The 23449-nt window shown below is 56.0% G+C and carries 21 protein-coding genes and 1 tRNA gene; 21 read left to right on the top strand and 1 reads right to left on the bottom strand.

The annotated features are described in order from the left end of the window. Positions 1-17: 17 nt before the first annotated feature. The 18 genes from ACFIO0_RS07900 (at position 18) to ACFIO0_RS07815 (ending at position 20412) form a co-directional block, all read left to right on the top strand. A complete protein-coding gene (locus ACFIO0_RS07900; protein ID WP_390914801.1) occupies positions 18-440 on the top strand; it encodes an HIT domain-containing protein in 423 nt (140 codons plus the stop codon). Between the two features lie 262 nt (positions 441-702). Continuing rightward, a complete protein-coding gene (locus ACFIO0_RS07895) occupies positions 703-2397 on the top strand; it encodes a BCCT family transporter (protein WP_390914800.1) in 1695 nt (564 codons plus the stop codon). Between the two features lie 103 nt (positions 2398-2500). Then, the gene (locus tag ACFIO0_RS07890) at positions 2501-3727 is read left to right on the top strand and encodes an aminotransferase class V-fold PLP-dependent enzyme (RefSeq protein ID WP_390914799.1); all 1227 of its coding nucleotides are present in this window, start codon (positions 2501-2503) and stop codon (positions 3725-3727) included. A gap of 68 nt (positions 3728-3795) precedes the next feature. Next, complete coding sequence (locus ACFIO0_RS07885; protein WP_390914798.1) at positions 3796-5217, top strand: FAD-binding domain-containing protein; 1422 nt, start codon at positions 3796-3798, stop codon at positions 5215-5217. A gap of 114 nt (positions 5218-5331) precedes the next feature. After that, complete coding sequence (locus ACFIO0_RS07880) at positions 5332-6540, top strand: class I SAM-dependent methyltransferase (protein ID WP_390914797.1); 1209 nt, start codon at positions 5332-5334, stop codon at positions 6538-6540. A gap of 36 nt (positions 6541-6576) precedes the next feature. Then, a complete protein-coding gene (locus ACFIO0_RS07875; RefSeq protein ID WP_390914796.1) occupies positions 6577-7017 on the top strand; it encodes a TrgA family protein in 441 nt (146 codons plus the stop codon). Between the two features lie 4 nt (positions 7018-7021). Then, positions 7022-8131, top strand: a complete 1110-nt coding sequence (locus ACFIO0_RS07870) for an NUDIX domain-containing protein (protein ID WP_390914795.1) — start codon at positions 7022-7024, stop codon at positions 8129-8131. Between the two features lie 76 nt (positions 8132-8207). Further along, complete coding sequence (locus ACFIO0_RS07865) at positions 8208-9242, top strand: cysteine synthase A (protein WP_390914794.1); 1035 nt, start codon at positions 8208-8210, stop codon at positions 9240-9242. Further along, entirely contained in the window at positions 9242-11617 is a 2376-nt protein-coding gene (locus tag ACFIO0_RS07860) for a DUF3772 domain-containing protein (protein WP_390914793.1), read from the top strand. Before ACFIO0_RS07865 ends, ACFIO0_RS07860 begins: the two co-directional genes overlap by 1 nt. After that, positions 11614-12333, top strand: a complete 720-nt coding sequence (locus ACFIO0_RS07855; RefSeq protein WP_390914792.1) for an alanyl-tRNA editing protein — start codon at positions 11614-11616, stop codon at positions 12331-12333. Before ACFIO0_RS07860 ends, ACFIO0_RS07855 begins: the two co-directional genes overlap by 4 nt. Positions 12334-12394: 61 nt before the next feature. Then, a tRNA-Ser gene (locus ACFIO0_RS07850) sits at positions 12395-12484 on the top strand. Positions 12485-13092: 608 nt separating this feature from the next. After that, a complete protein-coding gene (locus tag ACFIO0_RS07845; RefSeq protein ID WP_390914791.1) occupies positions 13093-14319 on the top strand; it encodes a cation:proton antiporter in 1227 nt (408 codons plus the stop codon). 30 nt (positions 14320-14349) lie between these two features. Next, entirely contained in the window at positions 14350-15960 is a 1611-nt protein-coding gene (locus ACFIO0_RS07840; RefSeq protein WP_390914790.1) for a glutamate synthase-related protein, read from the top strand. Further along, the gene (locus ACFIO0_RS07835; RefSeq protein ID WP_390914789.1) at positions 15957-16334 is read left to right on the top strand and encodes a hypothetical protein; all 378 of its coding nucleotides are present in this window, start codon (positions 15957-15959) and stop codon (positions 16332-16334) included. The genes ACFIO0_RS07840 and ACFIO0_RS07835 overlap by 4 nt, the downstream gene beginning before the upstream one ends. Then, positions 16331-17401, top strand: coding sequence for a Rieske 2Fe-2S domain-containing protein (locus ACFIO0_RS07830; RefSeq protein WP_390914788.1), 1071 nt, complete (start codon positions 16331-16333; stop codon positions 17399-17401). Before ACFIO0_RS07835 ends, ACFIO0_RS07830 begins: the two co-directional genes overlap by 4 nt. Next, on the top strand, positions 17398-18159 hold the full coding sequence (locus ACFIO0_RS07825) for a hypothetical protein (protein ID WP_390914787.1): 762 nt from the start codon (positions 17398-17400) through the stop codon (positions 18157-18159). The genes ACFIO0_RS07830 and ACFIO0_RS07825 overlap by 4 nt, the downstream gene beginning before the upstream one ends. Beyond that, complete coding sequence (locus tag ACFIO0_RS07820; protein WP_390914786.1) at positions 18159-18440, top strand: hypothetical protein; 282 nt, start codon at positions 18159-18161, stop codon at positions 18438-18440. Before ACFIO0_RS07825 ends, ACFIO0_RS07820 begins: the two co-directional genes overlap by 1 nt. Further along, positions 18433-20412: a thiamine pyrophosphate-dependent enzyme gene (locus tag ACFIO0_RS07815; RefSeq protein WP_390914785.1), complete on the top strand. Its 1980-nt coding sequence runs from the start codon at positions 18433-18435 to the stop codon at positions 20410-20412. The genes ACFIO0_RS07820 and ACFIO0_RS07815 overlap by 8 nt, the downstream gene beginning before the upstream one ends. Before the next feature lie 65 nt (positions 20413-20477). Here ACFIO0_RS07815 and ACFIO0_RS07810 read toward each other — a convergent pair whose 3' ends face one another. Further along, positions 20478-21248, bottom strand: a complete 771-nt coding sequence (locus ACFIO0_RS07810) for a transporter substrate-binding domain-containing protein (protein ID WP_390914784.1) — start codon at positions 21246-21248, stop codon at positions 20478-20480. A 138-nt stretch (positions 21249-21386) separates the two neighbouring features. Between ACFIO0_RS07810 and ACFIO0_RS07805 the strand changes: the two genes are divergently transcribed. From ACFIO0_RS07805 to ACFIO0_RS07795, 3 genes are read left to right on the top strand one after another with little or no spacing between them, the layout of a single operon-like run. Further along, a complete protein-coding gene (locus tag ACFIO0_RS07805; RefSeq protein WP_390914783.1) occupies positions 21387-22163 on the top strand; it encodes an ATP-binding cassette domain-containing protein in 777 nt (258 codons plus the stop codon). A gap of 10 nt (positions 22164-22173) precedes the next feature. Further along, positions 22174-22938: an ABC transporter permease subunit gene (locus ACFIO0_RS07800; protein WP_390915304.1), complete on the top strand. Its 765-nt coding sequence runs from the start codon at positions 22174-22176 to the stop codon at positions 22936-22938. A 27-nt stretch (positions 22939-22965) separates the two neighbouring features. Next, entirely contained in the window at positions 22966-23307 is a 342-nt protein-coding gene (locus tag ACFIO0_RS07795; RefSeq protein WP_390915303.1) for a carboxymuconolactone decarboxylase family protein, read from the top strand. Positions 23308-23449 lie beyond the last annotated feature (142 nt).

Raw genomic sequence — 23449 nt, 5'->3', positions numbered from 1 at the left:
AGACTGGAGCCTCTTTCATGACTGCTTATGACGACCAGAATATCTTTGCCAAAATCCTGCGGGGCGAGATCCCGAATTTCACGGTTTTCGAGGACGACGACACCCTGTGTTTCATGGACATCATGCCGCGCACGACGGGGCATTGTCTGGTGATCCCCAAAACGCCGTGCCGCAATCTGTTGGATGCAACGCCGGAACAACTGGCCGCGTGTCTAAAGACCGCACAAAAGGTGGCCAAAGCTGCAAAATCTGCGTTCGACGCTGATGGCGTCACCCTGTGGCAGTTTTCAGAAGCGGCAGGCGGGCAAGAAGTCTTTCACCTGCATTTCCACATCCATCCGCGCCACGAAGGTGTCGCTATTCGCGCACCCGGCGTGATGGGCGACATGGATCAGATCAAAGCCAACGCCGAGGCCATTCGCGACGCGCTGTTAGATTAACGTCCATCGATGATCCCGATCCGGCGGGTTGTTGCGCATTTTGCGACAATTCAGCTCGGGCGCGACTGATTCTCTTAACTAATTGTCGCTTTTAAACCTTTGCTGCCCAAAATCGCCGCCCGAATGTGACGTATACGTTGTATCGAGTGGCGTGAATCGACCTTGATCGCATTTAATCTACCCTTGCTGCGACAAAATGACTGACAAGTGTCACCAAGCTGTTACCTTTTCCTTAGTCAAAAGAAAAAAGGGACAGTTTAATATGTCAATTCAGCCTCCAATGACGGAGCTGCCGATTAAAACCGCAAGTGCGGGGTTTTATCGAGGGTTCAGCGTCGATGTAACAGTCGTCAGTAAAATAATAATCGGCCTTTTGGTTGTGTGGTGTATCGTGTGGCCCACCAGCGCGGGTACGGTGCTTGGCAATTGGAACACGGCCATTCTGGCGAATTTTGCAGCTTGGTACATCTGGGTCGTGGCAATGTTCGTGATCGTTTGTATCGGTCTGGCGATTTGGCCGACAGCGGGGCGTTTGTTGCTGGGCCAACCGGGCGAGCGGCCGGAGTTTTCGAACTTTTCATGGTTCTCGATGATGTTTGGTGCCGGTATCGGTGTCGGCATGTTGACGTGGGCTGTGGCCGAACCGGTTGCACACTTTGGCAACAACCCCGAAGTCATCCAAGGTCTGACAAGCGGCGGCACCGCAGACAACGTGCGTATGGCCTACAAATGGTCGTTCCTGCACTGGGGTTTAGGCGCATGGGCCTGCTACGCGATTTGCGGTCTGTCACTGGCGTTCTTTAGCTATCGCCGTGGTTTGCCACTGACGATCCGCTCTGGCCTGACACCTTTGTTCGGGTCCGCATTGTCCGGCATCTTGGGCACCATCATTGATATCGTGGCCGTTGTTGCAACGATCCTTGGGGTGGCACAAACGCTTGGCTTTGGGGTTGAACAGTTCGTCGCGGGTCTGACCCGTATCGGCATTGGTGGTTTGATGAATGCAGACGGTGGTGCAACCACGGTGGGTATCATTGTGGCACTGTTGGTGATCATGGGCGCGTCGACGCTGTCCGCGCTGTCCGGCGTTGGTAAAGGCATCAAATGGTTGTCCAACATCAACATGGTTCTGTCGATTGTTCTGCTTGGGTTCTTCATCATCTTTGGTGCCACATGGTTTGGCGCAACAGCGATGATTGTTGGCCTTTGGGACTATTTGGTCGCCCTTCCACAACTTAGCTTTAACGTCTTCCGTTCTGATGGTGTCGAGGGTTCCGAAGCCTTCTTGCTGTCGCAATGGCAGGGCTGGTGGCCAGTATTTTACTGGGCTTGGTGGATCGCATTTGCACCTTTCGTAGGCTTGTTCCTGGCGCGTATTTCACGTGGTCGTACAATCCGTGAATTCGTGTTGGGTGCCATGATCGTACCTGCGCTGATGTGCTTTGTTTGGTTCGCTTGGGCCGGTGGGACTGCCATCGATCTGGAACTGAATGGTGGTGCCAACGGTGTGATCTTTGATGCCGCGAATGGTGACAAAATCTTTGCCATGACCGAATTCATGCTGGCACCGATTGCCGATGCTTTGGCTTGGGCGATGGCACTTTTGATCGTGGTCTTGCTGATGACGTTCTTGGTTACCTCTGCTGACTCTGCAGTGTTGATCGTGAACACCATCAACGCGGCTGGCGATGAAGGTCCAAAGTCACGTCCACACATCATTTTCTGGGGCGCTGCCTTGGGTCTGGTTGTGGCAGGTCTGCTGATTTCTGGCGGTACCGGTGCGATCCAAACCGCGATGGTGATCGGCGCGCTGCCGTTCTCTGTGGTGATGGCGCTAATGTGTATCGCGTTGATCAAAGCGATCTACAACGATGGTCGCCGTGAAAACGCAGGCGTCCCAGCGGTGCATTCCGAAATTGAAGGGGCCACCGGAAACGGCCTTTCCGCTGCGGAATAATCACATAATACGGTTGCCCTTCGGGGCCACTCAGGTAGCATAATCAGGTCCCGATCAGCGATGGTCGGGGCCTTTTTTCTTTTACCTCAAAGGAGGGGCCCGCATGTCCTTGGATATTGATTTTGTTCGCCAGCAATTTCCGGCATTTTCCGAAAGCTCTTTGCAGGGCCAAGCATTTTTTGAGAACGCAGGCGGGTCCTATACCTGCGGCGCCGTGATTGACCGGCTGACCCGTTTTTACACGCAGCGCAAAGTACAACCCTATTCGGCCTACGAGGCATCCCGTTTGGGCGGCGAAGAAATGGACGAGGCGCGTACCCGCATGGCCGCGATCTTGGGTGTTGAGGATGACGAGCTGAGCTTTGGGCCGTCCACCACGCAAAACACCTACGTTCTGGCGCAGGCCTTTGGGCAGATGTTAACGCCGGGCGAGGCGATCATTGTCACCAATCAGGATCACGAGGCCAACACCGGCCCGTGGCGCCGCCTTGCGGATCGCGGCATCGAAGTGCGCGAATGGCAGATTGACCCCGAAACCGGCATGCTGAACCCTGAGGATCTCGAAGACTTGCTGGACGATTCCGTGCGGCTGGTCTGCTTTCCCCATTGCTCGAACGTGGTTGGGCACATCAATCCGGTCACTGAAATCACCGCATTGGCCCATGCCGCCGGCGCGTTTGTCTGCGTCGATGGAGTGTCGTATGCACCACACGGTTTTGCGGATGTGGGCGCGCTGGGGCCTGATATTTATCTGTTTTCCGCCTATAAAACCTATGGGCCTCACCAAGGGCTGATGGTCATGCGCCGCGCCTTGGGGATGTTGCTGCCCAACCAAGGGCATTTTTTCAACGAAGGATCGCTGTACAAACGGTTCACCCCCGCAGGTCCCGATCACGCGCAAATCGCGGCCTGTGCTGGCATGGCTGACTACGTTGACGCGCTGTATGATCACCACTTTGATGCGCCCGCTGCGGCCAACGCGCGCGGTATGGCGGTGCATGATCTGATGCGTGATCATGAAACCCAACTGCTGACCCAAGTCATGTCGGCCGTGACCGGTCGTAATTCCGTACGCGTTTTAGGCCCGACCGAGGCTGCCAGCCGAGCGCCAACTGTTGCGCTTGCGCTTGGGCGACCCGCAGAACCTGTCGCGGCGGAACTGGTGAAACATGGTATCATGGCGGGGGGCGGTGATTTTTATGCCGTGCGCGCCTTGCAGGCCATGGGGATCGATCCGGAAAACGAAGGCGTCCTGCGTCTCAGCTTTACCCACTACACATCGCAATCCGAGGTGGATCAGTTGTTAAACGCGCTAGATACATGTTTGTGACGTCTTTTGGGTGATCCAAGCACGACGTGGCAACGTATCACTCTTAAAAGACAGGGACTTAACCTAACATGAGCAGTGCCTCACCCACGATTATGTGGTTTCGCCGTGACTTACGGCTGAGCGATCATGCGGCCTTAACCGCAGCAGTTGCGCGCGGCGGACCTGTGATTGCTGTGTTCATTCGCGACGCTTTGGTCGACGATCTGGGGGCTGCGCCAAAGTGGCGTTTGGGCCTGTCGATTGACAGTCTTGCGCAATCTCTCGCCGCCAAGGGTCACCAGTTGATCCTGCGCAGTGGTCCGGCGTTGGACGTGTTGCAGGCGTTGATTGCTGAAACCGGGGCAGGGGCGGTTTACTGGTCGCGCCTGTATGATCCGGCCTCGATTGCGCGTGATACTGAGGTGAAAGCGGCCCTGAGCGCAGATGGGATCGAGGCCAAAAGCTTTCGTGGGCATTTGTTGTATGAACCATGGACTGTCGAAACCAAAACCGGTGGTTTTTACAAGGTCTACACGCCGTTTTGGAACAACGTAAAAAATACCCCGCAAGGCGCTGCTTTGGCCGCACCTGCCAAGATCTCGGCACCCGATGTTTGGCCTACTTCCGAACCGCTGACGAATTGGGCCATGGGCGCTGCCATGAATCGTGGTGCGTCGGTGATGCATGCCCATGCGCGTGTCGGCGAAGCCGCTGCCCAAAACCGCCTTGGCTTGTTTGTCGAAGACATCGTCGCCGACTACATCGACGGGCGCAATTTGCCGTGGAAAGACGGCACGTCAAACCTGTCGGATTCTTTGGCCTTGGGCGAAATCAGCCCGCTGCAATGCTGGGAGGCCGGCAGCCGCGCGCGACATGAAGGCAAGCAGGGCGCCGAAGTGTTCTTGAAAGAAATCGTCTGGCGCGAGTTTGCCTACCACCTGATGCACCACACGCCGCGCATTTTGACGGGGAACTGGAAAGAAGGCTGGGACGCTTTTCCGTGGAACACAGATGAAACCAAACCCGAAGTTATCGCATGGAAACAAGGGCGTACCGGCATTCCCTTTGTCGACGCAGCCATGCGCGAAATGTACGTGACCGGCAAAATGCACAACCGCGGGCGCATGATTGTGGCCAGTTATCTGACCAAACATCTGATGACGGATTGGCGCATCGGGCAAAAGTGGTTCGAGGAGTGTCTGACCGATTGGGACCCCGCCAGTAACGCGATGGGGTGGCAATGGTCCGCAGGCTCTGGCCCTGATGCGACGCCCTATTTTCGGGTGTTCAACCCGGTCACGCAGCTCGATAAATTCGACAAAAACCGCGACTACACGAACCGCTGGCTTGCCGAAGGGCGCAGCAACCCGCACGCGGACGCGCAATCGTATTTTAACGCCATTCCACGCAGCTGGAAGTTGTCGGCCTTAGATCAATATCCCGCAGCGGTCGTAACGCCGGAGCAGGGACGCAAGAACGCGCTAAGTGCATATGAAAACAGGGACTTTTGAAACTTTTAGTGACGCGGTAAGCTATCTTTAACATGGCGGCGCACCAAGCGCCCGCTGACCTTTTGCAGGGGGGAGACTGCACAAGGTTGGTTACAACAAGAAACGGAAAGAAACATGATCCTAGACACGACGGACGGGCAAACAGGCCTACCGCGCTATTTTTCGCGCGTATTCGCCATGACCAAAGAGATGAACAATGGACGTATTGATTTTGTGCTGCCCGATGGGCGGATCTTTCGCGCGACGGGTAAAAACGCCGGTCCGGTGGCCGAATTGTACATTCACAACGACGATATCTTTGCGCGTTTGATCCGCGAAGGCGATCTGGGGTTCTGTGACGCCTACCTGGACGAGTGGTGGAGCACGCCGGATCTGCAAGCGTTCATGGATCTGGTGCACGCAGACAACGAAAACATCTACGATGGTTTTCCGGGCATGACGCTGGTGCGGGCGTTTGAAAACTTCCGGTTTTGGCTGCAACGCAACCACAAGGAACAGGCCCGCAAAAACATCAGTTACCACTATGATTTGGGCAACGAATTCTACAGCCTTTGGCTGGATGAAACGATGACCTATTCGTCGGCTTTGTTCGTCACAGGCCAAGAAAGCCACGAGGCGGCGCAGATCGCAAAATACGCCAGCATGGTGGATGAAATGGGCGCGCAATCGGGGGATCACGTGCTGGAAATCGGCTGTGGTTGGGGTGGTTTTGCTGAATACGCGGCGCGTGAACGCGGGATCAAAGTGACCGGTCTGACAATCAGTGAAGAGCAGTTTAACTATGCGCAAGATCGCATTGAGAAAGCTGGACTTTCTGACATGGTGACGTTCAAATTGCAGGACTACCGAGACGAAACCGGCGTCTATGATGGCATCGCCAGCATCGAGATGTTCGAGGCTGTGGGCGAGAAATATTGGCCAACGTATTTCGATACAGTGCGCGAACGTCTGAAACCCGGTAAAAACGCGACGCTACAGATCATCACGGTGCAAGATCGCCGCTGGGACGTGTACAGACGCGGTGTCGATTTTATCCAGAAATACATCTTTCCCGGCGGCATGCTGCCCAGCCCCAAGGCGCTGCGTGAACAGGTGGTGAAATCAGGAATGGCGGTCGAAAAATCCATCGAATTTGGCCAAAGCTACAACATTTCGCTGCGCCGCTGGCACGAGACATTCAATGAAAAATGGGACCAAATCGCCGAGATGGGCTTTGATGACCGGTTCCGGCGTATGTGGAATTTTTATCTCACCTCTTGTGCTGCGACCTTTGAAAGTGCCAACTGTGACGTAACGCAGATCACAATCAAAAGACCCGGATAATGAAACAGCACCCTTCAGGCACAAGCGAGCAACACAGTGCCTGATTCAGCCAGATTGGTCGCAGCCCTGTTTTTGGGGGCGTTGGCGTTTGTCTTGTCCGACATGATCAAACCGCTGTTTGAAGAAGATTTTCACTTTGGCTATTTTAATTACGTAAACGTGTTCATCGGTCTGTTCGTGGGCTGGACCATGGTTGGCCGGCGCGCAGGTCGCGGTATCACGGCGGCTGTGAACAACGGCGTGACGGGAATGGTGTCTTTGATTTTTCTGGGCCTGTTTGTTCAGGGCGTTAATGAAATGCTGCGCCTGGCCATGCGCAATCGGTACGACAGCGCATTTGAAGCACTTTTTGCTGCGCTGGAAATCGGCATGGGTTATTTCCTTTTGATGTCCACGGTTCCGATTTGGGGCGTTGCAATCGCAGGCGGCGTTGTTGCCGGTTTGATCACCGAGGTGGTCTGGTTCCGGTGGCGCTAGTCAGATGAGAGACCTGTTCTTTTATGGCACGCTGTGTCATCTGCCTTTGCTCGAAATCGTTTTGGGCAAGCGCGCGTCAGATATCAATGCAATCGCGACCACTTTGCCTGATCATGCGATTTACTGGGCCGCCGAGGGCGCGTTTCCTGTCATCATCGAACAGCAGGGCGCACAGGCATCCGGCATTTTGCTACGTGACCTAACAGATCAGGATGTTGCCCGTTTGGATTTCTACGAAGGCGGGTATGATTACGTTCTGGCGGTCAAAACCTTGGCTGATGGTGCAACTGCTGATGTGTATTTTCCTGAACCCGGTGCCGCGACGCCGACGCGTGCGTGGTCTTTGACGGATTGGGTGCGCGAATGGGGTGAATTGACCTGTTTGGCCGCGACTGAGGCGATGACGTTTAGCAAGACCCGAACCGCCAAACAAATCGCCAACATGTTTCCAATGATCCGGGCGCGCGCTGGCGCAACCATGGCTGCAAAGCACAGCAAGCATGGCGCAGGCACGTTGGATGGAAAAGTCGATATCCTCTCTAAAACGAGAGTTTACACAGATTTTTTTGCCGTTGACCGGTATGAGTTGACGCATGAAACCTTTGGCGGGGGCACGTCAGCGCAGTTGGACCGCGCGGTGTTCGTGACGGCGGATGCAACAATCATTTTGCCCTATGATCCGGTGCGTGACCGCGTGTTGGTCGTGGAGCAATTCCGTATGGGCCCCATCGGGCGCGGTGATCCGAAGGTGTGGCAATACGAACCGATCGCGGGCCGCATTGACGCCGGCGAAACCGGTGCCGAGGCCGCCATCCGCGAAGCCAAAGAAGAAGCGGGTTTGGATATTTCCGTGCTCGAGCCCGTGGCAGAACTGTATCCGTCGCCCGGAACCTCGACCGAATTTTACTACATTTACGTAGGCTTGGCAGATTTGCCTGACGACATCGAAGGCATTAACGGCCTTGAAACCGAAAACGAAGATATCCGCACGCATGTCATGACCCTTGATGCGCTGCTCGAGATGGTCGACACAATGCAGGCCGCAAATGGCCCGCTGGCATTGCTGGCCTACTGGGTCGCACGTCACCGTGAACGGCTGCGCAGATTGGCTTGAGGTTGGCCTCGCGCACGGGTACACAAATACAAACATCCGGCCGATATTGTGGCCATTTTTGAGGCAAGGAAACATCATGCACATCGCAAATGATCTGGCACAGGCCATCGGAAAAACCCCACTTATCCGTCTGAATAAAGCCAGCGAAGAAACTGGCTGCGAAATCCTTGGTAAGGCGGAATTCATGAACCCCGGTCAGTCGGTCAAAGACCGCGCGGCCCTGTTCATTATTCGCGACGCGATTGCCCGTGGTGACCTAAAACCCGGTGGCACAATCGTCGAAGGCACAGCGGGCAACACAGGCATCGGTCTGGCCTTGGTCGGGGCCTCGATGGGGTTCAAAACAATCATCGTGATCCCTGAAACCCAGTCTGAGGAAAAGAAAGACATGCTGCGTCTGGCAGGGGCTGAATTGGTTCAAGTGCCTGCAGCACCCTATCGCAATCCGAACAACTTTATACGTTACTCAGGGCGTCTGGCGGCTGAGCTTGCCAAAACCGAACCGAATGGCGCGATTTGGGCAAACCAGTTTGACAACACTGCAAACCGCCAGGCCCACGTTGAAACCACGGGGCCCGAGATCTGGGAACAGACAAATGGCAAAGTCGACGGCTTTATCTGTGCGGTCGGGTCAGGGGGCACGTTGGCAGGCGTCGCGCAGGTTTTGCAACCCAAAGGTGTCACCATCGGCTTGGCGGATCCGGATGGCGCTGCGCTGTATAATTTCTACAATCACGGCGAGTTGAAAATGACCGACGGTGGTTCGATCAACGAGGGCATCGGACAGGTGCGCATCACAGCCAATCTTGAGGGGTTCAAGCCCGATCACGCCTACAATATTTCTGACTCCGAAGCCTTGCCTGTCGTGTTTGACATCCTGCAACACGAGGGCCTGTGTTTGGGCGGCTCATCGGGTGTGAACGTCGCAGGGGCCATTCGTCTGGCCAAAGAAATGGGGCCGGGTCACACCATCGTAACCATTCTGTGCGACTTCGGCACGCGTTACCAATCCAAGCTGTTTAACCCCAGTTTCTTGCGCGAAAAGAACTTGCCGATCCCTGATTGGTTGGAACCACGTGCATCCAAACTGCCTGATATGACTGAAGCCTGATGAAATCGATCCACCAATGGCTGGCGCTGCTGTGTCTGGTCTGTCTGCCGGTTCTTGCAAACGCGCAGACTGCTGCGACTGCGGCGCCGAACTACGACCTTTGGCAAAGCGTCGCGGGTCGCGCTGAAACGGCCGTTGATACGGGTACTGATTCTAGCGAAGTATTCGAGGTGCTGCGCGTTCGGATCACTGATTTCCGAGCGAAGTTTGCCGCCGCTCGTACCGCCAACAAAGAACGCATCCAAACGTTGCAAGCGCAACTGTCGGCCCTTGGTCCGGTTCCCGAGACGGGCTCGGAGCCCGCTAACGTGGCCACCCGCCGCGCAGAGCTGACAAAAACGTTGGCAGAGGTGCAAGGACCCGCACAAGTCGCCGAGGCGGCCTATAGCCGTGCAGACGGGCTGATCCGTGAAATCGACAACATCATCCGCGAACGTCAAACCGAACGCCTGCTTGCCCTTGGTCCATCGCCGGTTAATCCGGTGAATTGGGGGCCGGCCCTGACGGATTTCCGGGAACGACTGTCCGAATTGTCCGCAGAAAGCCGTCTTTGGTCTGACCCTGACGCGCGCACCACATTCCGGGAATCGACGCCGCTGGTGTTGTTGTTGCTTGCGGTTGCTATCGTTTTACTGGCGCGAGGACGTCGCTGGTCTGCGATCATCGCGGACTTTTTGCGCCGCTTGGGTGGCCGTGGATTGGGCGTGTGGGGCTTTGTGATTTCGCTGCTGCGGATTGCGTTGCCGTTGTTGGGCCTTTTGGCGCTGTGTCGTGCGTTGGATGCGACGGGCATGCTTGGGTTGCGCGGTCAGCAATTGGTTGATGCCATTCCGTATGCCGGAGCGACCCTTTTGGGCGCGCGTTGGTTGGCCGAACGCCTGTTCTCGCGTCTGGACGAAGATGCATTGATCATGACGCGTGCCGAACGTCGCAGCGAAGCGCGCCTTTATGCGACGCTGCTGGCGTTGTTTCTCGTGCTGCGCGGCGCGCTCGACATGATGCTAAGCTACGGCAAGAACCTGTCTGCAGCGACGCCAGCCGTGTTGTCGTTTCCCCTGCTTGTCGTTACCGGCCTCGTTCTGTTTCGTATGGGGCAAATTTTACGCGGTGCATCAAAAGCCGGTTATCAACCAGAGGCCGATGATCGGGTAACGACGTTCGTGCGTGTTCTGCGTCTCGTTGGGCTTGGCGCGATGGTTGTGTCGGTGGTGGGGCCTGTGATGGCCGCCGTCGGCTACGAGCAAGCAGGCAGTGCGATGGTCTATCCCACCGTCCTCAGCCTTGCGGTATTGGGTCTGGTGATGGCGCTACAGCGCTTCTTTGCGGACATCTATTGCTTGATTAGCGGGCTTGGCGTGGCCGGGCGCGACACGCTTGTGCCGGTACTGACAAGCTTTGCGTTGCTGCTTGGGTTCATCCCTGTGCTGGCCCTGATCTGGGGCGCGCGGGTCGCTGACCTGACAGAGCTTTGGACAGCATTTTCGCGCGGTTTTGCGATTGGCGAAACACGGGTGTCGCCCACAGATTTCATAGCCTTTGTGGTCATCTTTTCGATCGGCTTGTTGCTGACACGACTGCTGCAAGGCACGCTGCGCAACAACGTTCTGCCCAAGACAAATATCGATACCGGCGGGCGCAACGCCATCGTGTCCGGTTTGGGCTACGTGGGTATTTTCCTTGCGGCACTGATCGCGATCACCGGCGCTGGCATTGATCTTTCGTCACTTGCGATTGTGGCAGGGGCCTTGTCGGTTGGTATCGGTTTTGGTTTGCAAAACATCGTGTCCAACTTTGTGTCCGGTATTATTTTATTGATCGAGCGTCCGATTTCCGAAGGCGACTGGATCGAGGTCGGCGGTCAACAAGGCATTGTGCGTGCTATTTCTGTACGCTCAACCCGGATCGAAACCTTTGATCGCACTGACGTCATCGTGCCAAACGCTGATCTGGTCAGTGGCACCGTGACCAATTTTACGCGCGGCAACACTGTTGGTCGCGTCATCATTCCTGTGGGTGTGGCCTATGGAACGGACACGCGTAAGGTCGAAAAAATCCTCAAGGAAATTGCGGATGCGCATCCAATGGCCTTGGCCACACCGGCCCCGTTTGTGCTGCTGAGCGCATTTGGTGCGGACTCCTTAGACTTCGAAATTCGAATGGTGCTGCGCGACATAAATTGGAGCATCAGCGTGCGCAACGACGTCAACCACGCGATCGTTGGGAAATTCGCGGAACACGGCATCGAAATCCCGTTCGCTCAGCGTGATGTCTGGCTGCGCAATCCCGAAGCATTGGCAGGACAGGCACCGCCCCAAAACAGTGCGGCGGTTGGGCCCAAAACCGACCCGGACACGCCCGCAAAAGGTGACGCATGAGCGATATGCTATTTCGGGGCGATGCCTACCAGCGTGACGCAGGCGGCAAGGTCGTCGCCCACAGCGCCGAAGGTGGCATCATTCTGGACGCCAGCATCTTTTACCCCAAAGGCGGTGGTCAGCCCGGCGACAGTGGACGGCTGTTGTGGGACAACAGGGTTTTGCCCATCGCCACGGCCGTCAAAGGCGACAAGGACCAGATCGTTCTGGTGCCCTCCGAACCACAGTCACTGCCGCCGTTGGGGGCAATCCTCACCCAAGAACTGGATTGGGAGCGTCGCTACAAACACATGCGCGTGCACACGGCACTGCATTTGCTGTCTGTCGTTGTGCCTTTTGGCGTCACCGGTGGATCCATCAGCGCAGGTCACGGTCGTCTTGATTTCGACATGCCCGACGCGCCCGAAGATCGCGATGTCATTGAACACGCATTGCAGGCTTTTGTGGATATGGATGTGGTCGTTTCAGAAGAGTGGATCGACCAAGCGACGCTGGACGCGGCCCCCGAATTGGTCAAGACGCTGTCCGTCAAACCACCCAGAGGGGCAGGGCGCGTGCGTTTGGTACGGATAGGCGTAGGCCAAGACCAGATTGACCTGCAACCCTGCGGCGGAACACACGTGGCGCGCACCGGCGAAATCGGTGCTATCCGCCTTGGAAAGATCGAGAAAAAAGGCCGAATGAACCGGCGTATTTACCTCCATCTGGACGATTGAGGAATAAGAGCAAATTTGCCTCTTGCAAACCCCGGCGCGCCGTTGTTAAACCGCCGCCAATGGATCGGTGGCCGAGTGGTCGAAGGCGCACGCCTGGAAAGTGTGTAGGCGGGAGACCGTCTCCAGGGTTCGAATCCCTGTCGATCCGCCACAAGCCCCCAGGGCGTTGTATTCAAATGACAAAACGGTGAAATTGCAGTGGTTTTATCTTGCCATTCACCCAATCGGACAAATGTTGGTAACAAGGCTTTTGTTCGTTGATCGCTTTGGGCTAATGACCCAAAACCGCAGATCCGAAATACTTTCACTTAGTTTTACGCTCTGAGCTCGACTGATCGGGAAACTGTTTGACCTAAGAATTACGCGTCCAATGGTCCTTTGCCTTGGTTGAAGCGATCTTTGAGAGAAATTCCAATGCTCGGTTTAAAATGACGCAGACGGCAATACTGCCAACGCGAGAATTTTCGAATTTGTTTCTGGCAATCACGCGATAGGTACGCTGAACCAAAGATCTGGCCATCAAATTTGCCATGTCACAGTTAATCTTGCATGATCCCCCCAAACAGCAACACACCACGACGCCTGCTGGAACGATGTTGCAGCGCAAATTTAGTGCTGCCGTTTTTGTGATTTGCAGTTCGTTTCGTGCAGGTTCAGTCTGCGGAAACCAGAGCGAGGTGGACCACGAGCACCGGTCAAATATTAGGGCGGCACGCTCAGAAGGAATTTCAAAACGTGGTAGGCTTTCTGATTATCTGCATGGTCACCGTCGGGTACACAATGATCGCGCAGCGGCTGTCGTCTTCGATGCTGACAGCCCCGATGGTGTTTCTCTTTTTGGGGGTGGTTTTGTCTTTGACGGGGTTTCTGTCAGAACATGACGCGCATGTTTTGCTTCATCCTGTGGCCGAAATTGCGCTGGTGATTTTGCTGTTTCTGGATGCGGCGCAGATTGATCTGAACGCTTTGCGCAAACGGCACATTTGGCCCACGCGCATGTTGCTGATTGGGTTGCCTGCCTCCGTCGCGCTGGGGTCTTTGGCGGGGTTGATCCTGTTTCCAGCTTGGCCATTTGCGGGTGTCGCACTGGCTGCTGCGATCCTTGCGCCGACCGACGCGGCATTGGGCCAAGCGGTGGTGAGCAATCCGAACGTGCCTGTGCGCCCCCGACGTGCGTTGACGGTCGAAAGCGGTTTGAACGATGGTTTGGCGCTGCCGATCATCTTGTTTTTCGCAAGCTTAACAGCGGCCGAAAGCACGTCGCAAGGGGGTGAATGGCTGGTGTTCGGTGCCAAACAAATCCTGCTGGGCCCGTTGGTCGGGATCGTGTTTGGGTCGGTAGGCGGATGGGTTTTGTTGCGTGCAAAGGCCCACAAAACAACGTCAGAAATTTACGAAGGTGTTGGCGCGCTGGCGTTGGCGGGCGCTGCCTACCTTGGGGCCATTCAAATTGGCGGCAACGGATTTATCGCGGCGTTCGCGGCGGGCCTGGCCTTTGGCGGTATTGTCAAAGGCGCGTGCAAATTCATTTTCGAATTCACCGAAAGCGAAGGCCAACTGCTGGCGTGGGCTGCGTTTTTGTTGCTGGGTGCTGCATTGGTACCCGAGGCGATCGAGCATTTGACGTGGCAAATGCTGGCACTGATATTGCTCAGCTTGTTTGTTGTGCGGCCTTTGGCGATATGGCTGTCGTTGATTGGAACGGACGCCGCCCCTGTGACGCGCGTGTTCTTTGGCTGGTTTGGACCACGTGGATTGGCGACTGCGCTGTTTGCCTTGCTGGTGATCGAACAAATTCCGCATCAATACAGCGATCAGATATTACACATTGCCGTGAACGCAGTTTGGATCAGCGCCTTGCTGCATGGACTATCGGCGGCCCCTGCGGCCAAATGGTACGGACAGAAAATGACGGAGAGCGGTAACATCGCCGAACACCAAAAAACACACGCAAGCGACACACCAGTTTTTACCAAACGCGAATGACGATTGTTCAATAAAGTTACGGAGACAGCCATGACAAACACAGCCATCTTTAAACTCGGCGCCCTTGCGGATCGCAAACCGGAATACGCGCTGGTCGGAGAAGTCGATCTGGTGGTTGTTCGTTTTGATGATGAGGTCTCGGTGTTTTATGGACGTTGCCTGCACCGCGGCGCGCTGATGGCGGATGGCCATGTGCGGGGCAAAGATTTGATTTGCGGCGTGCACAATTGGGATTACCGGTTGGACACCGGCGTGTCGGCCTATGCGAACGACGAAAAATTGCCAAAGTTCAAATCATGGATCGAAGGCGACGATATCTGTGTTGACGCAGATGAAATCAACGCATGGGGGCAGGCCAACCCGCAACCGTTTAACCGCAAATCGTATTTGGGTCTGTATGCCGACACCGCCCACGACATTGCCGAAGAGCCGCACGCCGGCGTCATTCGCCAATACGCGCGCAGTGGGCTGAAACGCACCGGCCACCACGGGGTTGTGACCTCAATGGGTGTGCCACGGTCTGAATTGCCCGATTGGGATGACATCCAGATCATCACGGGTCAGCTGGCAACGCCGCCGCTGCTCGAAGACGAGGCGGTTGGAACCGAAGTGATCATTGGCCCGAATGCGAAAAAACCTTTGCGCCTCGAAATCCCTTTGTTTGTGTCTGACATGTCCTTTGGTGCCTTGTCGGAAACCGCCAAAGTCGCGCTGGCAACGGGTGCTGAAATGGCCGGCACGGGTATTTGTTCGGGTGAAGGTGGCATGCTGCCCGAAGAACAAGCGGCCAACAGCCGGTATTTCTACGAACTGGCGTCGGGGCGTTTCGGGTTCAGTTGGGACAAGCTGGATCACGTACAAGCGTTCCACTTCAAAGGCGGGCAGGGTGCCAAAACCGGCACTGGTGGGCACCTTCCTGGCAACAAGGTTCAGGGCAAAATTGCGCAAGTGCGTGATCTGGAACCTGGCACCTCTGCGATCTCGCCGCCCAGATTTCCTGAATGGACCGAGGTGGCGCAAATCAAAGACTTTGCCGACGAGGTTCGCGCGCGCACCGGCGGCATTCCGATAGGCTACAAACTGAGCGCGCAGCACATCGAAAAGGACATCGACGCGGCCTTGGCTGTTGGCGTCGACTACATTATTTTGGACGGGCGCGGCGGTGGCACGGGGGCGGCTCCGGTTATTTTCCGCGATAATATTTCGGTGCCGACGATCCCGGCTTTGGCGCGGGCACGCGCGCATCTGGACAGGCTAGATCGTCATGATATTTCACTGGTGATCACCGGTGGGCTGCGCACGCCAGCTGATTTTATCAAAGCGATGGCCTTGGGGGCGGATGCGATTGCGCTGTCCAATTCGGCCATGCAGGCGATTGGCTGTCTGGCGATGCGCGCCTGTCACACCAACAATTGCCCTGTTGGGATCGCGACGCAAAAACCGCATCTGGTCAGCCGCCTGTTGGTTGACCGCTCGGCCCAGCAACTGGCGAATTTTTTTGGGGCATCGACAGAATTGATGCAGGTGATGGCGCGGGCATGCGGCCATGACCATTTGTCGAAATTCAACCACGCAGATCTGACCACGTGGAAACGTGAGATGGCTGATTTGTCCGGTGTCACGTTCGGAGGTGTCGCGTGAACCAAGCAGAAGCAATTTTGATGGGCCTGCGCATCTGGGCCAGCATCGGTGCGATTGTTGCGGCCATTTTCCTGACCATCGGCATGGACCGCATCGACGAGGACGCTCGGGGCGCGTATATTTTCCGCCCACTTTTGATCCCCGGGGTTCTGGTGATCTGGCCGCTGGTTCTGTGGCGTTGGTACATTTATGAAACCAATTCCGAGGCGTGGGAACGTCGCTATGAACCACCGCGCAAAGCCCATTTTGCCGTTGGGATGATCCTGCCAATTGGCATCGCGCTGATCATTCTGACAGGGCTAAATCTGCGTCAAACATGGCCCGCCGACATTGCCCCTGTCCAACTGTCCGCCCCACAGGAGGTGACCCAATGAGCGTCAAATATCTGCCCGTTCAGTGGAACAAAAACAAATGGCGCTACGATGCGATCATGCTGATTGGCGTCGCGATTTTCCTGTATGTTTTCCTGAACGCGTCACCCGGCATTTTGGGGTACGAGCGCGCGATCAACCCCCAAGTCCACAACGCCCGCGCCTTTGGGGCCTGTGCGTTTTTGATGCTGACGGTGATCTTGTGTATCGGTCCGCTTGCCCGCCTGGATACGCGGTTCTTGCCGTTGTTGTACAACAGACGTCATTTCGGGGTGATGACGGTCTTTGTGGCGATCACGCATGCCTCCTATATTCTGGATTGGTATTTCGCCTTTTCGATGTCCAACAAATACGAAGCGTTGTTGTTCGCAAACACCAGCTACGGCCAGTTGTCGGGCTTTCCCTTTGAAATATTTGGAATTTTCGCACTGGTAGTTTTGATCATTCTATCGGCGACCAGCCATGATTTCTGGATGAAGTTCCTTAGTCCGCCGGTCTGGAAACGCATCCACTATCTGATCTATCCGGCATATTTGTCGGTGGTGGCGCATGTCAGTTTGGGCATCCTACAGGACCAGCAAAAACACGCGTTCACCGTGCTGTTCATCGGGGGTGCTGCGGCCGTTGGCATCCTGCATTTTCTGGCGGCCCTGCACGAGCGGCGCAAAGATCACGCCATTGCTGCGCAGCCCGCCGACTGGATCGACGTGTGTGACGTCGCCGACATGACCGAAGGCTTTGCCAAAATCAAACTGCTGCCAAACAACGAACGCGTCGCGGTGTTCCTGATGGAGGGCCAGCTGAGCGCAATTTCAAATGCCTGTGCACACCAAAATGGCCCCTTGGGCGAAGGCAAAGTTATCCGGTGTTTGGTGACCTGTCCGTGGCACGGATTTCAGTACAACGTGCGCAACGGGCAATCGCCGGCACCCTTCACCGAAATGGTTCCGACCTACAATTTGCGCCTGACCGGTACAACCGTGCAGGTTGACCCTGCAGCGAACCCGCCGGGCACGCCTGTTGATCCGGTCCCGTCGCCGCTTCATCCCCAACCGGAGGCAAAAACATGAGCACCAAGAAAGCACCGTTTTTTGTTGGCTACTTGCCCGTACCGCGCCTGTTGCGCCGGTTTCTGCTGGGGGTCAGCGTCTTGTTTGTTGTCGTGTTTGCGGCTGTGGGCCTGACCTTTGGCGTCGCCCAAGACGACCCGGGCGAGGGCGCGTTCAGGTTCGACTACGGCCGTCAAACGGTGACCGGCGTGATCGAATTGACGCCCTATCCGTTGGTGCGCGTGACAGCCGGAAATGATCGGATCAAGGCGGGCACAACCCTGATGTTGGCCGGCCAAGGCAAAGGCAGCGTCGATCAGCGCGCCATTCCGCTGGCCGGCAAATTGGCCAAAGTGTCCGGCGTCGTGCTGGAACGTGGTGATTTGAACATGTTGCAGCTGCGCGGTGGCCAACAGGGCATTTCAGCCGTTGAGGGCACAGCGCCAACCCAAACCAGCGAACCGTTGGGCCGCTGGAAACTGGCGGGCGAAATCTGTGACGGGAAATGCCTTGCAGGTGCGATGCGCCCGGGGCGCGGCCTGGCGCATAAAGCCTGCGCAAACCTGTGCCTGATCGGTGGCGTGCCACCGGTTTTTGTGTCCAGCCAAGCAGTTGCGGGATCTGAATTCTTGTTGATCACAGGACCTGACGGCGGGCCGCTGCCGAAATCCGCGTATGATCACGTCGCCCAGTTTATTTCGATCGAAGGGGACGTCGAGCGTCGTGGCGATCTTTTGGTTCTCAGAATGGACCCCGAAACGCTGGAGGTTTTGAACTGATGCGCCGGATTGTCACCATGGCCCTTGTCGCAGCCCTGACCGCGATTTTGTTTTACCTGTCACGCTTCTGGTTTTTGTCGCTGTGGCCGCGATCGGGGCTGTTTGGTATCGAAACATTACGCCCCCAAGGCGGGCTGATCGGACGCTGGTTGCGCGGCACGGATGCCGCCCCGTTCGAGCTGCTCATTTGGGCCATTGCTTGTTTTTTGATGCTGACATGGGCGCAAAAACTATACGACCGGATACCGACAAAACCTGATGCAGGAGACAGCCATGACTGAACACACTCTCGATTGGATCAGCGTTGGGCACGTCGATGATTTGCCCGAAGGCCGTGTGAAAACCGTGACCGCGCGCACCACGTCCATTTGTCTTGTGCATTTTGACGGTCAGTGGGCGGCGATGAACAACCATTGTCCGCACCAACGCGGGCCATTGGGCGAAGGGTCGATTGAAAAGGGCGTTGATAACAAATGCTGGATCCGCTGCCCTTGGCATGGATGGGACTTTGATCCGCTGACCGGAAAACCGCCCGGTGGTCACGAAGACAGCGGGCAGGACACCTATCCTGTCGATATTCGGGACGGCGAAATATTTGTCGGGATCGAGGCCGAACCACCCCACACCCGCACCGTGACCGACGTGATGGTCGACACGCTGGCCAATTGGGGTGTGCAATCGGTTTTCGGCATGGTTGGGCATTCAAACCTTGGTCTGTCGGATGCGATCCGCCTTGCTGTTGGTGACGGCAAAATGCGCTATTACGGTATTCGCCACGAAGGGGCTGCGGCCTTTGCAGCCTCGGCCTACGGTAAGCTGACGGGCACACCGGCGGCATGTTTGACCATCGCGGGGCCGGGGGCAACGAACCTGCTGACCGGCCTTTGGGACGCCAAGGTTGACCGCGCGCCCGTGCTCGCATTGACCGGTCAGGTCCAGACCCAAGTGATGGGCCCGGGGGCATTTCAGGACATCGATCTGCTGTCTGCTTTTGCCGCCGTCACGTCGTTTTCCCAACCGGTTCTGGGCAGTTCAAACCACGCTGAACTCGCGTCACTGGCCTGCAAAACCGCGATTGTCGAACAGAACGTTGCGCATCTGATTTTCCCTGATGACGTTCAGACGAACCCGTCGGATCAGGCCGCAGGTCAGCCTGAAGGCCGTGTCACACATGCGCCGGTGCTGCCCGCGCAAAGCGAGATCGACAAGGCCGCCGCGATGATCAAAGGGGCCAAACGTCCGATCATCGTTGTTGGCCACGGGGCCTATCCGCACCGCGAGGATGTTGCTGCTTTGGCCGAAGCGTTGGGCGCGCCGGTTGTGACGACGTTCAAGGCCAAAGGGTTGATCCCTGACAGCCACCCGAATGCGGGCGGTGTTCTGGGGCGCTCCGGTACGCCCATCGCCAGCTGGTTCATGAACGAGACGGATTTGATCATCGCGCTTGGCACCAGTTTTTCCAACCACACCGGAATCAACGCGGGCAAACCCACCATTCAGGTCGACCATGAGCGCATGCAGCTGGGCAAATTTCACCCCGTCACCTTGCCGGTCTGGGGCGATGTTGGCGCGTTTTGCGAGGCGGTATCGCGCACAGATTGCGCAAACGCGGAGGCGCAGGATCAGATCACTGAACTGGCCGGGCGTTGGGACATCTGGCGGCGTGAAAAGCAAACCCGCTTGCAGGAAAACCTCGGCAAAGGCATCCATTCTTTTGCGATTTTCGAAGCACTGGGCCGGTTGGTGCCAGACAACACGATTTTTGCCGTCGATGTGGGCAACAACACCTATTCCTTCGGGCGGTATTTGGAAACAAAAGGCACGCAGCGGGTGTTGATGTCGGGCTATCTGGGATCCATCGGTTTTGGCTTGCCTGCAGCCATGGGCGCATGGGCGGCGACCCAAGACAAAGCGGACCTACAGGGTTGCAAAGTTGTGTCGATTTCCGGTGATGGCGGCTTTGGTCAATATCCGATGGAATTCACCACGGCCGTCAAATACGGCATGGATATCACCCATATCCTGTTGCACAACGGCGAGCTTGGTAAAATCTCGAAAGAGCAAAAATCAGGTGAATGGCCGGTCTGGGAAACCAATCTGCAAAATCCCGGTTTTGCGGCCTTTGCCCGACTGTGCGGCGGGCACGGAGCCAAAGTCACTGACCCAAGCGAAATCGAAGCGGCCATCAAAGCAGCACTGGATCACAACGGCCCAGCCCTTGTTGAAATCATGACCGATGCCGATCTGGTGTGATGGCAATCGCGGTCTTGTGCGACAGGCAAACATGCTGCCTGTCGCGATATCTTAAGGCGTAGGGCTTACAGGCCCCACTTGGCTTTGTTGGCCTCAAAGAAACCCTTGGCTTGTTTCACTTTGACCCAGTTGTTCACGTAGTTGATCCAGACTTGATCGGTTTGTGGCAGCAACATTGCGATTGGGGTCGGCGCGCGCGCCGCGGCACCTTCAACGGCAACTACGCCGTGTTTTGTGGCCAAGGTCGACCCTTCGATGTTGGACGTGATGAACACATCTGCGCGCCCTGCGAGCACTTCTTGGTAGCCGCGTGCGGGGGCTTCGACCACTTTGATGTCTGCGTTTGGATACCATTCGCGCACCAGCTTTTCGAACGTCGTACCAAGGGTTGTCGCAACTTTGACGCCCGGTTGGTTGATGTCTTCGTGGCTGGCGAATTTGCCGGCGTTTTCGGCAGTGGTGAACGGCATGATCTCAACCGAGATGTAGCTTTCCGAAAAACCGGCTGCTTTCATGCGCGCTGGTGAAATCGAGGCAGAGCCGGTGATGTGGTACTGGCCTGCGACCACGCCGTTGACCAAAGTTTTCCAGTCTGTTGGCACGAATTCAACTTCGACGCCCAGATCTGTTGCCAGTTCGGTCATGATGTCGATGTCAAAACCTTTGTAGCTGTTGGTTGCGGGGTCACGCACGGACATCGGGTTCCAGTCGCCGGTTGTGCCGACCTTGAGCACGCCAGAGCTAAGAATGTCGTTCAACGCAGATTGCGCGTGGGCTGCACCGGACAGTGCGAATCCAAAGGCTGCAATCGCCGCTGCTTTTAAGAGTGTCTTCATTGTCGTCTCCTGTTAGTCGTATCTAAAATTCCGGTCTTGCCTCGCATAGTGGCTTGAAAATCAACGGAGTTCAAATAAACTAAAAAAGATTAAATCCTTGCCAAAACCCATCGCCACACTAGTCCGTCAGGAGGGCTCATGCCCCAGACTGAGCCCGAAATAGCGGCCGGAACCACCGCTGCGACCGTTATCGAACTGATCGACGTGAACAAATGGTTCGACAAATTCCATGTCCTGAAAGACATCAATCTGACGGTTGGTGCTGGCGAAAAAGTGGTGATTTGTGGCCCGTCGGGATCGGGCAAATCAACCGTGGTGCGTTGCATCAATCGACTAGAAGAACACCAGAGCGGCACGATCCATCTGGACGGGGTCGAGCTGACCAATGACGCTAAATCCATCGCCTCGATCCAAGGCGAGGTCGGCATGGTGTTTCAGCAGTTCAATTTGTTCCCGCATCTGAGCGTGTTGGAAAACCTGATCCTTGGCCCGATGAAAGCCCGCGGCATGTCGCGCAAAGACGCGGTGGAACGGGCCCGTCACTATCTGGACCGTGTGCGTATTCCCGAACAGGGCGACAAAATGCCCGCGCAATTGTCAGGTGGGCAGCAACAGCGCGTCGCCATCGCACGATCATTGTGCATGGAACCCAAAGTGCTCCTGTTCGATGAACCGACTTCGGCGCTTGATCCTGAAATGATTTCCGAAGTTTTGGACGTGATGGTTGAATTGGCAAATGACGGCATCACCATGGTTGTCGTCACCCACGAGATGGGGTTTGCCCGCAAGGTCGCCGACAAAATGGTGTTCATGGACCAAGGCGAGATCGTCGAGCAAGCAGCGCCTGAGGACTTTTTTGCGAACCCGAAAACCGAACGCTGCCGGACGTTCCTTAGCCAAATTTTGCAGCACTAAGGGGCGCATGATGAAGAGAACTTTTGTCGCCCTGTCGCTGCTGCTGGTCTTGTCCAGTTGCGCATCATCAAACGTCACGTGGGGCTGGTACGTCATTGACCCGACCACCAAAGGCGGCTGGATCAACGTTAAATTCCTGATCTCGGGCATGGGGCAAACCATTCTGATTTCGGTCATCGCCGCGTCGATCTCGATTGTACTTGGGTTGGTCGTCGCCTTGCCCGGGCAATCGAGCCGTCGTTGGCTGCGCATTATCAACCGTATCTACGTTGAATTTGTCCGCGCCATCCCGTTGCTGCCAATGTTGTTCTGGGTGTTTTACGGTCTGCCGATTGTGTTCAAATCGATGGGTTTGAACATTCCGATTGATCCGTTCTGGGGGGCGATCATAACGCTCGCGATTTCGGACAGTGCGTTCACAGCCGAAATTTATCGATCCGGCATCCAGTCGATTGCGAAGGGGCAAAAAGAGGCGGCGCAAACCGTTGGTCTGAATTACGCGCAAACCATGCGCTACGTGATTTTACCCCAAGCGATCCGCCGCATTTTGCCGCCCCTTGCCAACCAGTTCATCTACATCGTCAAGATGAGCGCCTTTGCCTCGGTCATCGGCATGCAGGAACTGACGCGGCGCGCCAATGAACTGGTGGTAACGGAATACCGCCCGCTTGAAATCTACACGTTGTTAATCGTTGAATATCTGATCCTTGTGCTGATCATCAGTGCGGGCGTGCGCTGGCTGGAACGGCGCATGGGATCGGATGAACGCCAATAAAGGACACGACACATGGACAAGAAGAACATGGACTGGAAGAAATTCATCGGCGAAACCGAAGCCAACATCGGGACCCTATCCAAGGAGATTCCGCAAACCGTCAAAGGGTTTGGACAAATGGGGCAGGCGGCCAAGGCAGAGGGTGCACTGAGCGAGAAAACCAAAGAGTTTATCGCATTGGGCATCGCGATCGCCACCCGCTGTGACAGTTGCATCGGGTTTCACGTGCGGTCTTTGGTGCGTTTAAGAGCCACGCGCGAAGAGTTCACAGAAGCCCTCGCCATGGCGACCTACATGGGTGGCGGGCCGTCATTCGCCTACAGCGCCAAGGCACTCGAGGCCTATGATGCGTTTTCCAGTGATGACTAAACTTGCCTGCGTTTAGATCCTGTTAACCACAGTCCCAGTAGCGTCAGTCAACCGATCAGGAATCAATAAAAATCCCTGATCGGAACAATTTGATTGAAATGTTCTTCTTTTGTACGCATAAGAACATAGGTGGAACATAACC

The sequence above is a fragment of the Pseudosulfitobacter sp. SM2401 genome (assembly GCF_042932805.1).
Taxonomy (GTDB): Bacteria; Pseudomonadota; Alphaproteobacteria; order Rhodobacterales; family Rhodobacteraceae; genus Ascidiaceihabitans.
The sequence above is the reverse complement of the archived record's forward strand: the minus strand, read 5'-3'. Positions and strand labels throughout refer to the sequence as shown.

Coding starts and splice junctions, on each gene's coding strand:
- ACFIO0_RS07900 (WP_390914801.1), top strand. CDS start 18: ATGACTGCTTATGACGACCAGAATATCTTTGCCAAAATCCTGCGGGGC.
- ACFIO0_RS07895 (WP_390914800.1), top strand. CDS start 703: ATGTCAATTCAGCCTCCAATGACGGAGCTGCCGATTAAAACCGCAAGT.
- ACFIO0_RS07890 (WP_390914799.1), top strand. CDS start 2,501: ATGTCCTTGGATATTGATTTTGTTCGCCAGCAATTTCCGGCATTTTCC.
- ACFIO0_RS07885 (WP_390914798.1), top strand. CDS start 3,796: ATGAGCAGTGCCTCACCCACGATTATGTGGTTTCGCCGTGACTTACGG.
- ACFIO0_RS07880 (WP_390914797.1), top strand. CDS start 5,332: ATGATCCTAGACACGACGGACGGGCAAACAGGCCTACCGCGCTATTTT.
- ACFIO0_RS07870 (WP_390914795.1), top strand. CDS start 7,022: ATGAGAGACCTGTTCTTTTATGGCACGCTGTGTCATCTGCCTTTGCTC.
- ACFIO0_RS07865 (WP_390914794.1), top strand. CDS start 8,208: ATGCACATCGCAAATGATCTGGCACAGGCCATCGGAAAAACCCCACTT.
- ACFIO0_RS07860 (WP_390914793.1), top strand. CDS start 9,242: ATGAAATCGATCCACCAATGGCTGGCGCTGCTGTGTCTGGTCTGTCTG.
- ACFIO0_RS07855 (WP_390914792.1), top strand. CDS start 11,614: ATGAGCGATATGCTATTTCGGGGCGATGCCTACCAGCGTGACGCAGGC.
- ACFIO0_RS07845 (WP_390914791.1), top strand. CDS start 13,093: ATGGTCACCGTCGGGTACACAATGATCGCGCAGCGGCTGTCGTCTTCG.
- ACFIO0_RS07840 (WP_390914790.1), top strand. CDS start 14,350: ATGACAAACACAGCCATCTTTAAACTCGGCGCCCTTGCGGATCGCAAA.
- ACFIO0_RS07830 (WP_390914788.1), top strand. CDS start 16,331: ATGAGCGTCAAATATCTGCCCGTTCAGTGGAACAAAAACAAATGGCGC.
- ACFIO0_RS07825 (WP_390914787.1), top strand. CDS start 17,398: ATGAGCACCAAGAAAGCACCGTTTTTTGTTGGCTACTTGCCCGTACCG.
- ACFIO0_RS07820 (WP_390914786.1), top strand. CDS start 18,159: ATGCGCCGGATTGTCACCATGGCCCTTGTCGCAGCCCTGACCGCGATT.
- ACFIO0_RS07815 (WP_390914785.1), top strand. CDS start 18,433: ATGACTGAACACACTCTCGATTGGATCAGCGTTGGGCACGTCGATGAT.
- ACFIO0_RS07810 (WP_390914784.1), bottom strand. CDS start 21,248: ATGAAGACACTCTTAAAAGCAGCGGCGATTGCAGCCTTTGGATTCGCA.
- ACFIO0_RS07805 (WP_390914783.1), top strand. CDS start 21,387: ATGCCCCAGACTGAGCCCGAAATAGCGGCCGGAACCACCGCTGCGACC.
- ACFIO0_RS07800 (WP_390915304.1), top strand. CDS start 22,174: ATGAAGAGAACTTTTGTCGCCCTGTCGCTGCTGCTGGTCTTGTCCAGT.
- ACFIO0_RS07795 (WP_390915303.1), top strand. CDS start 22,966: ATGGACTGGAAGAAATTCATCGGCGAAACCGAAGCCAACATCGGGACC.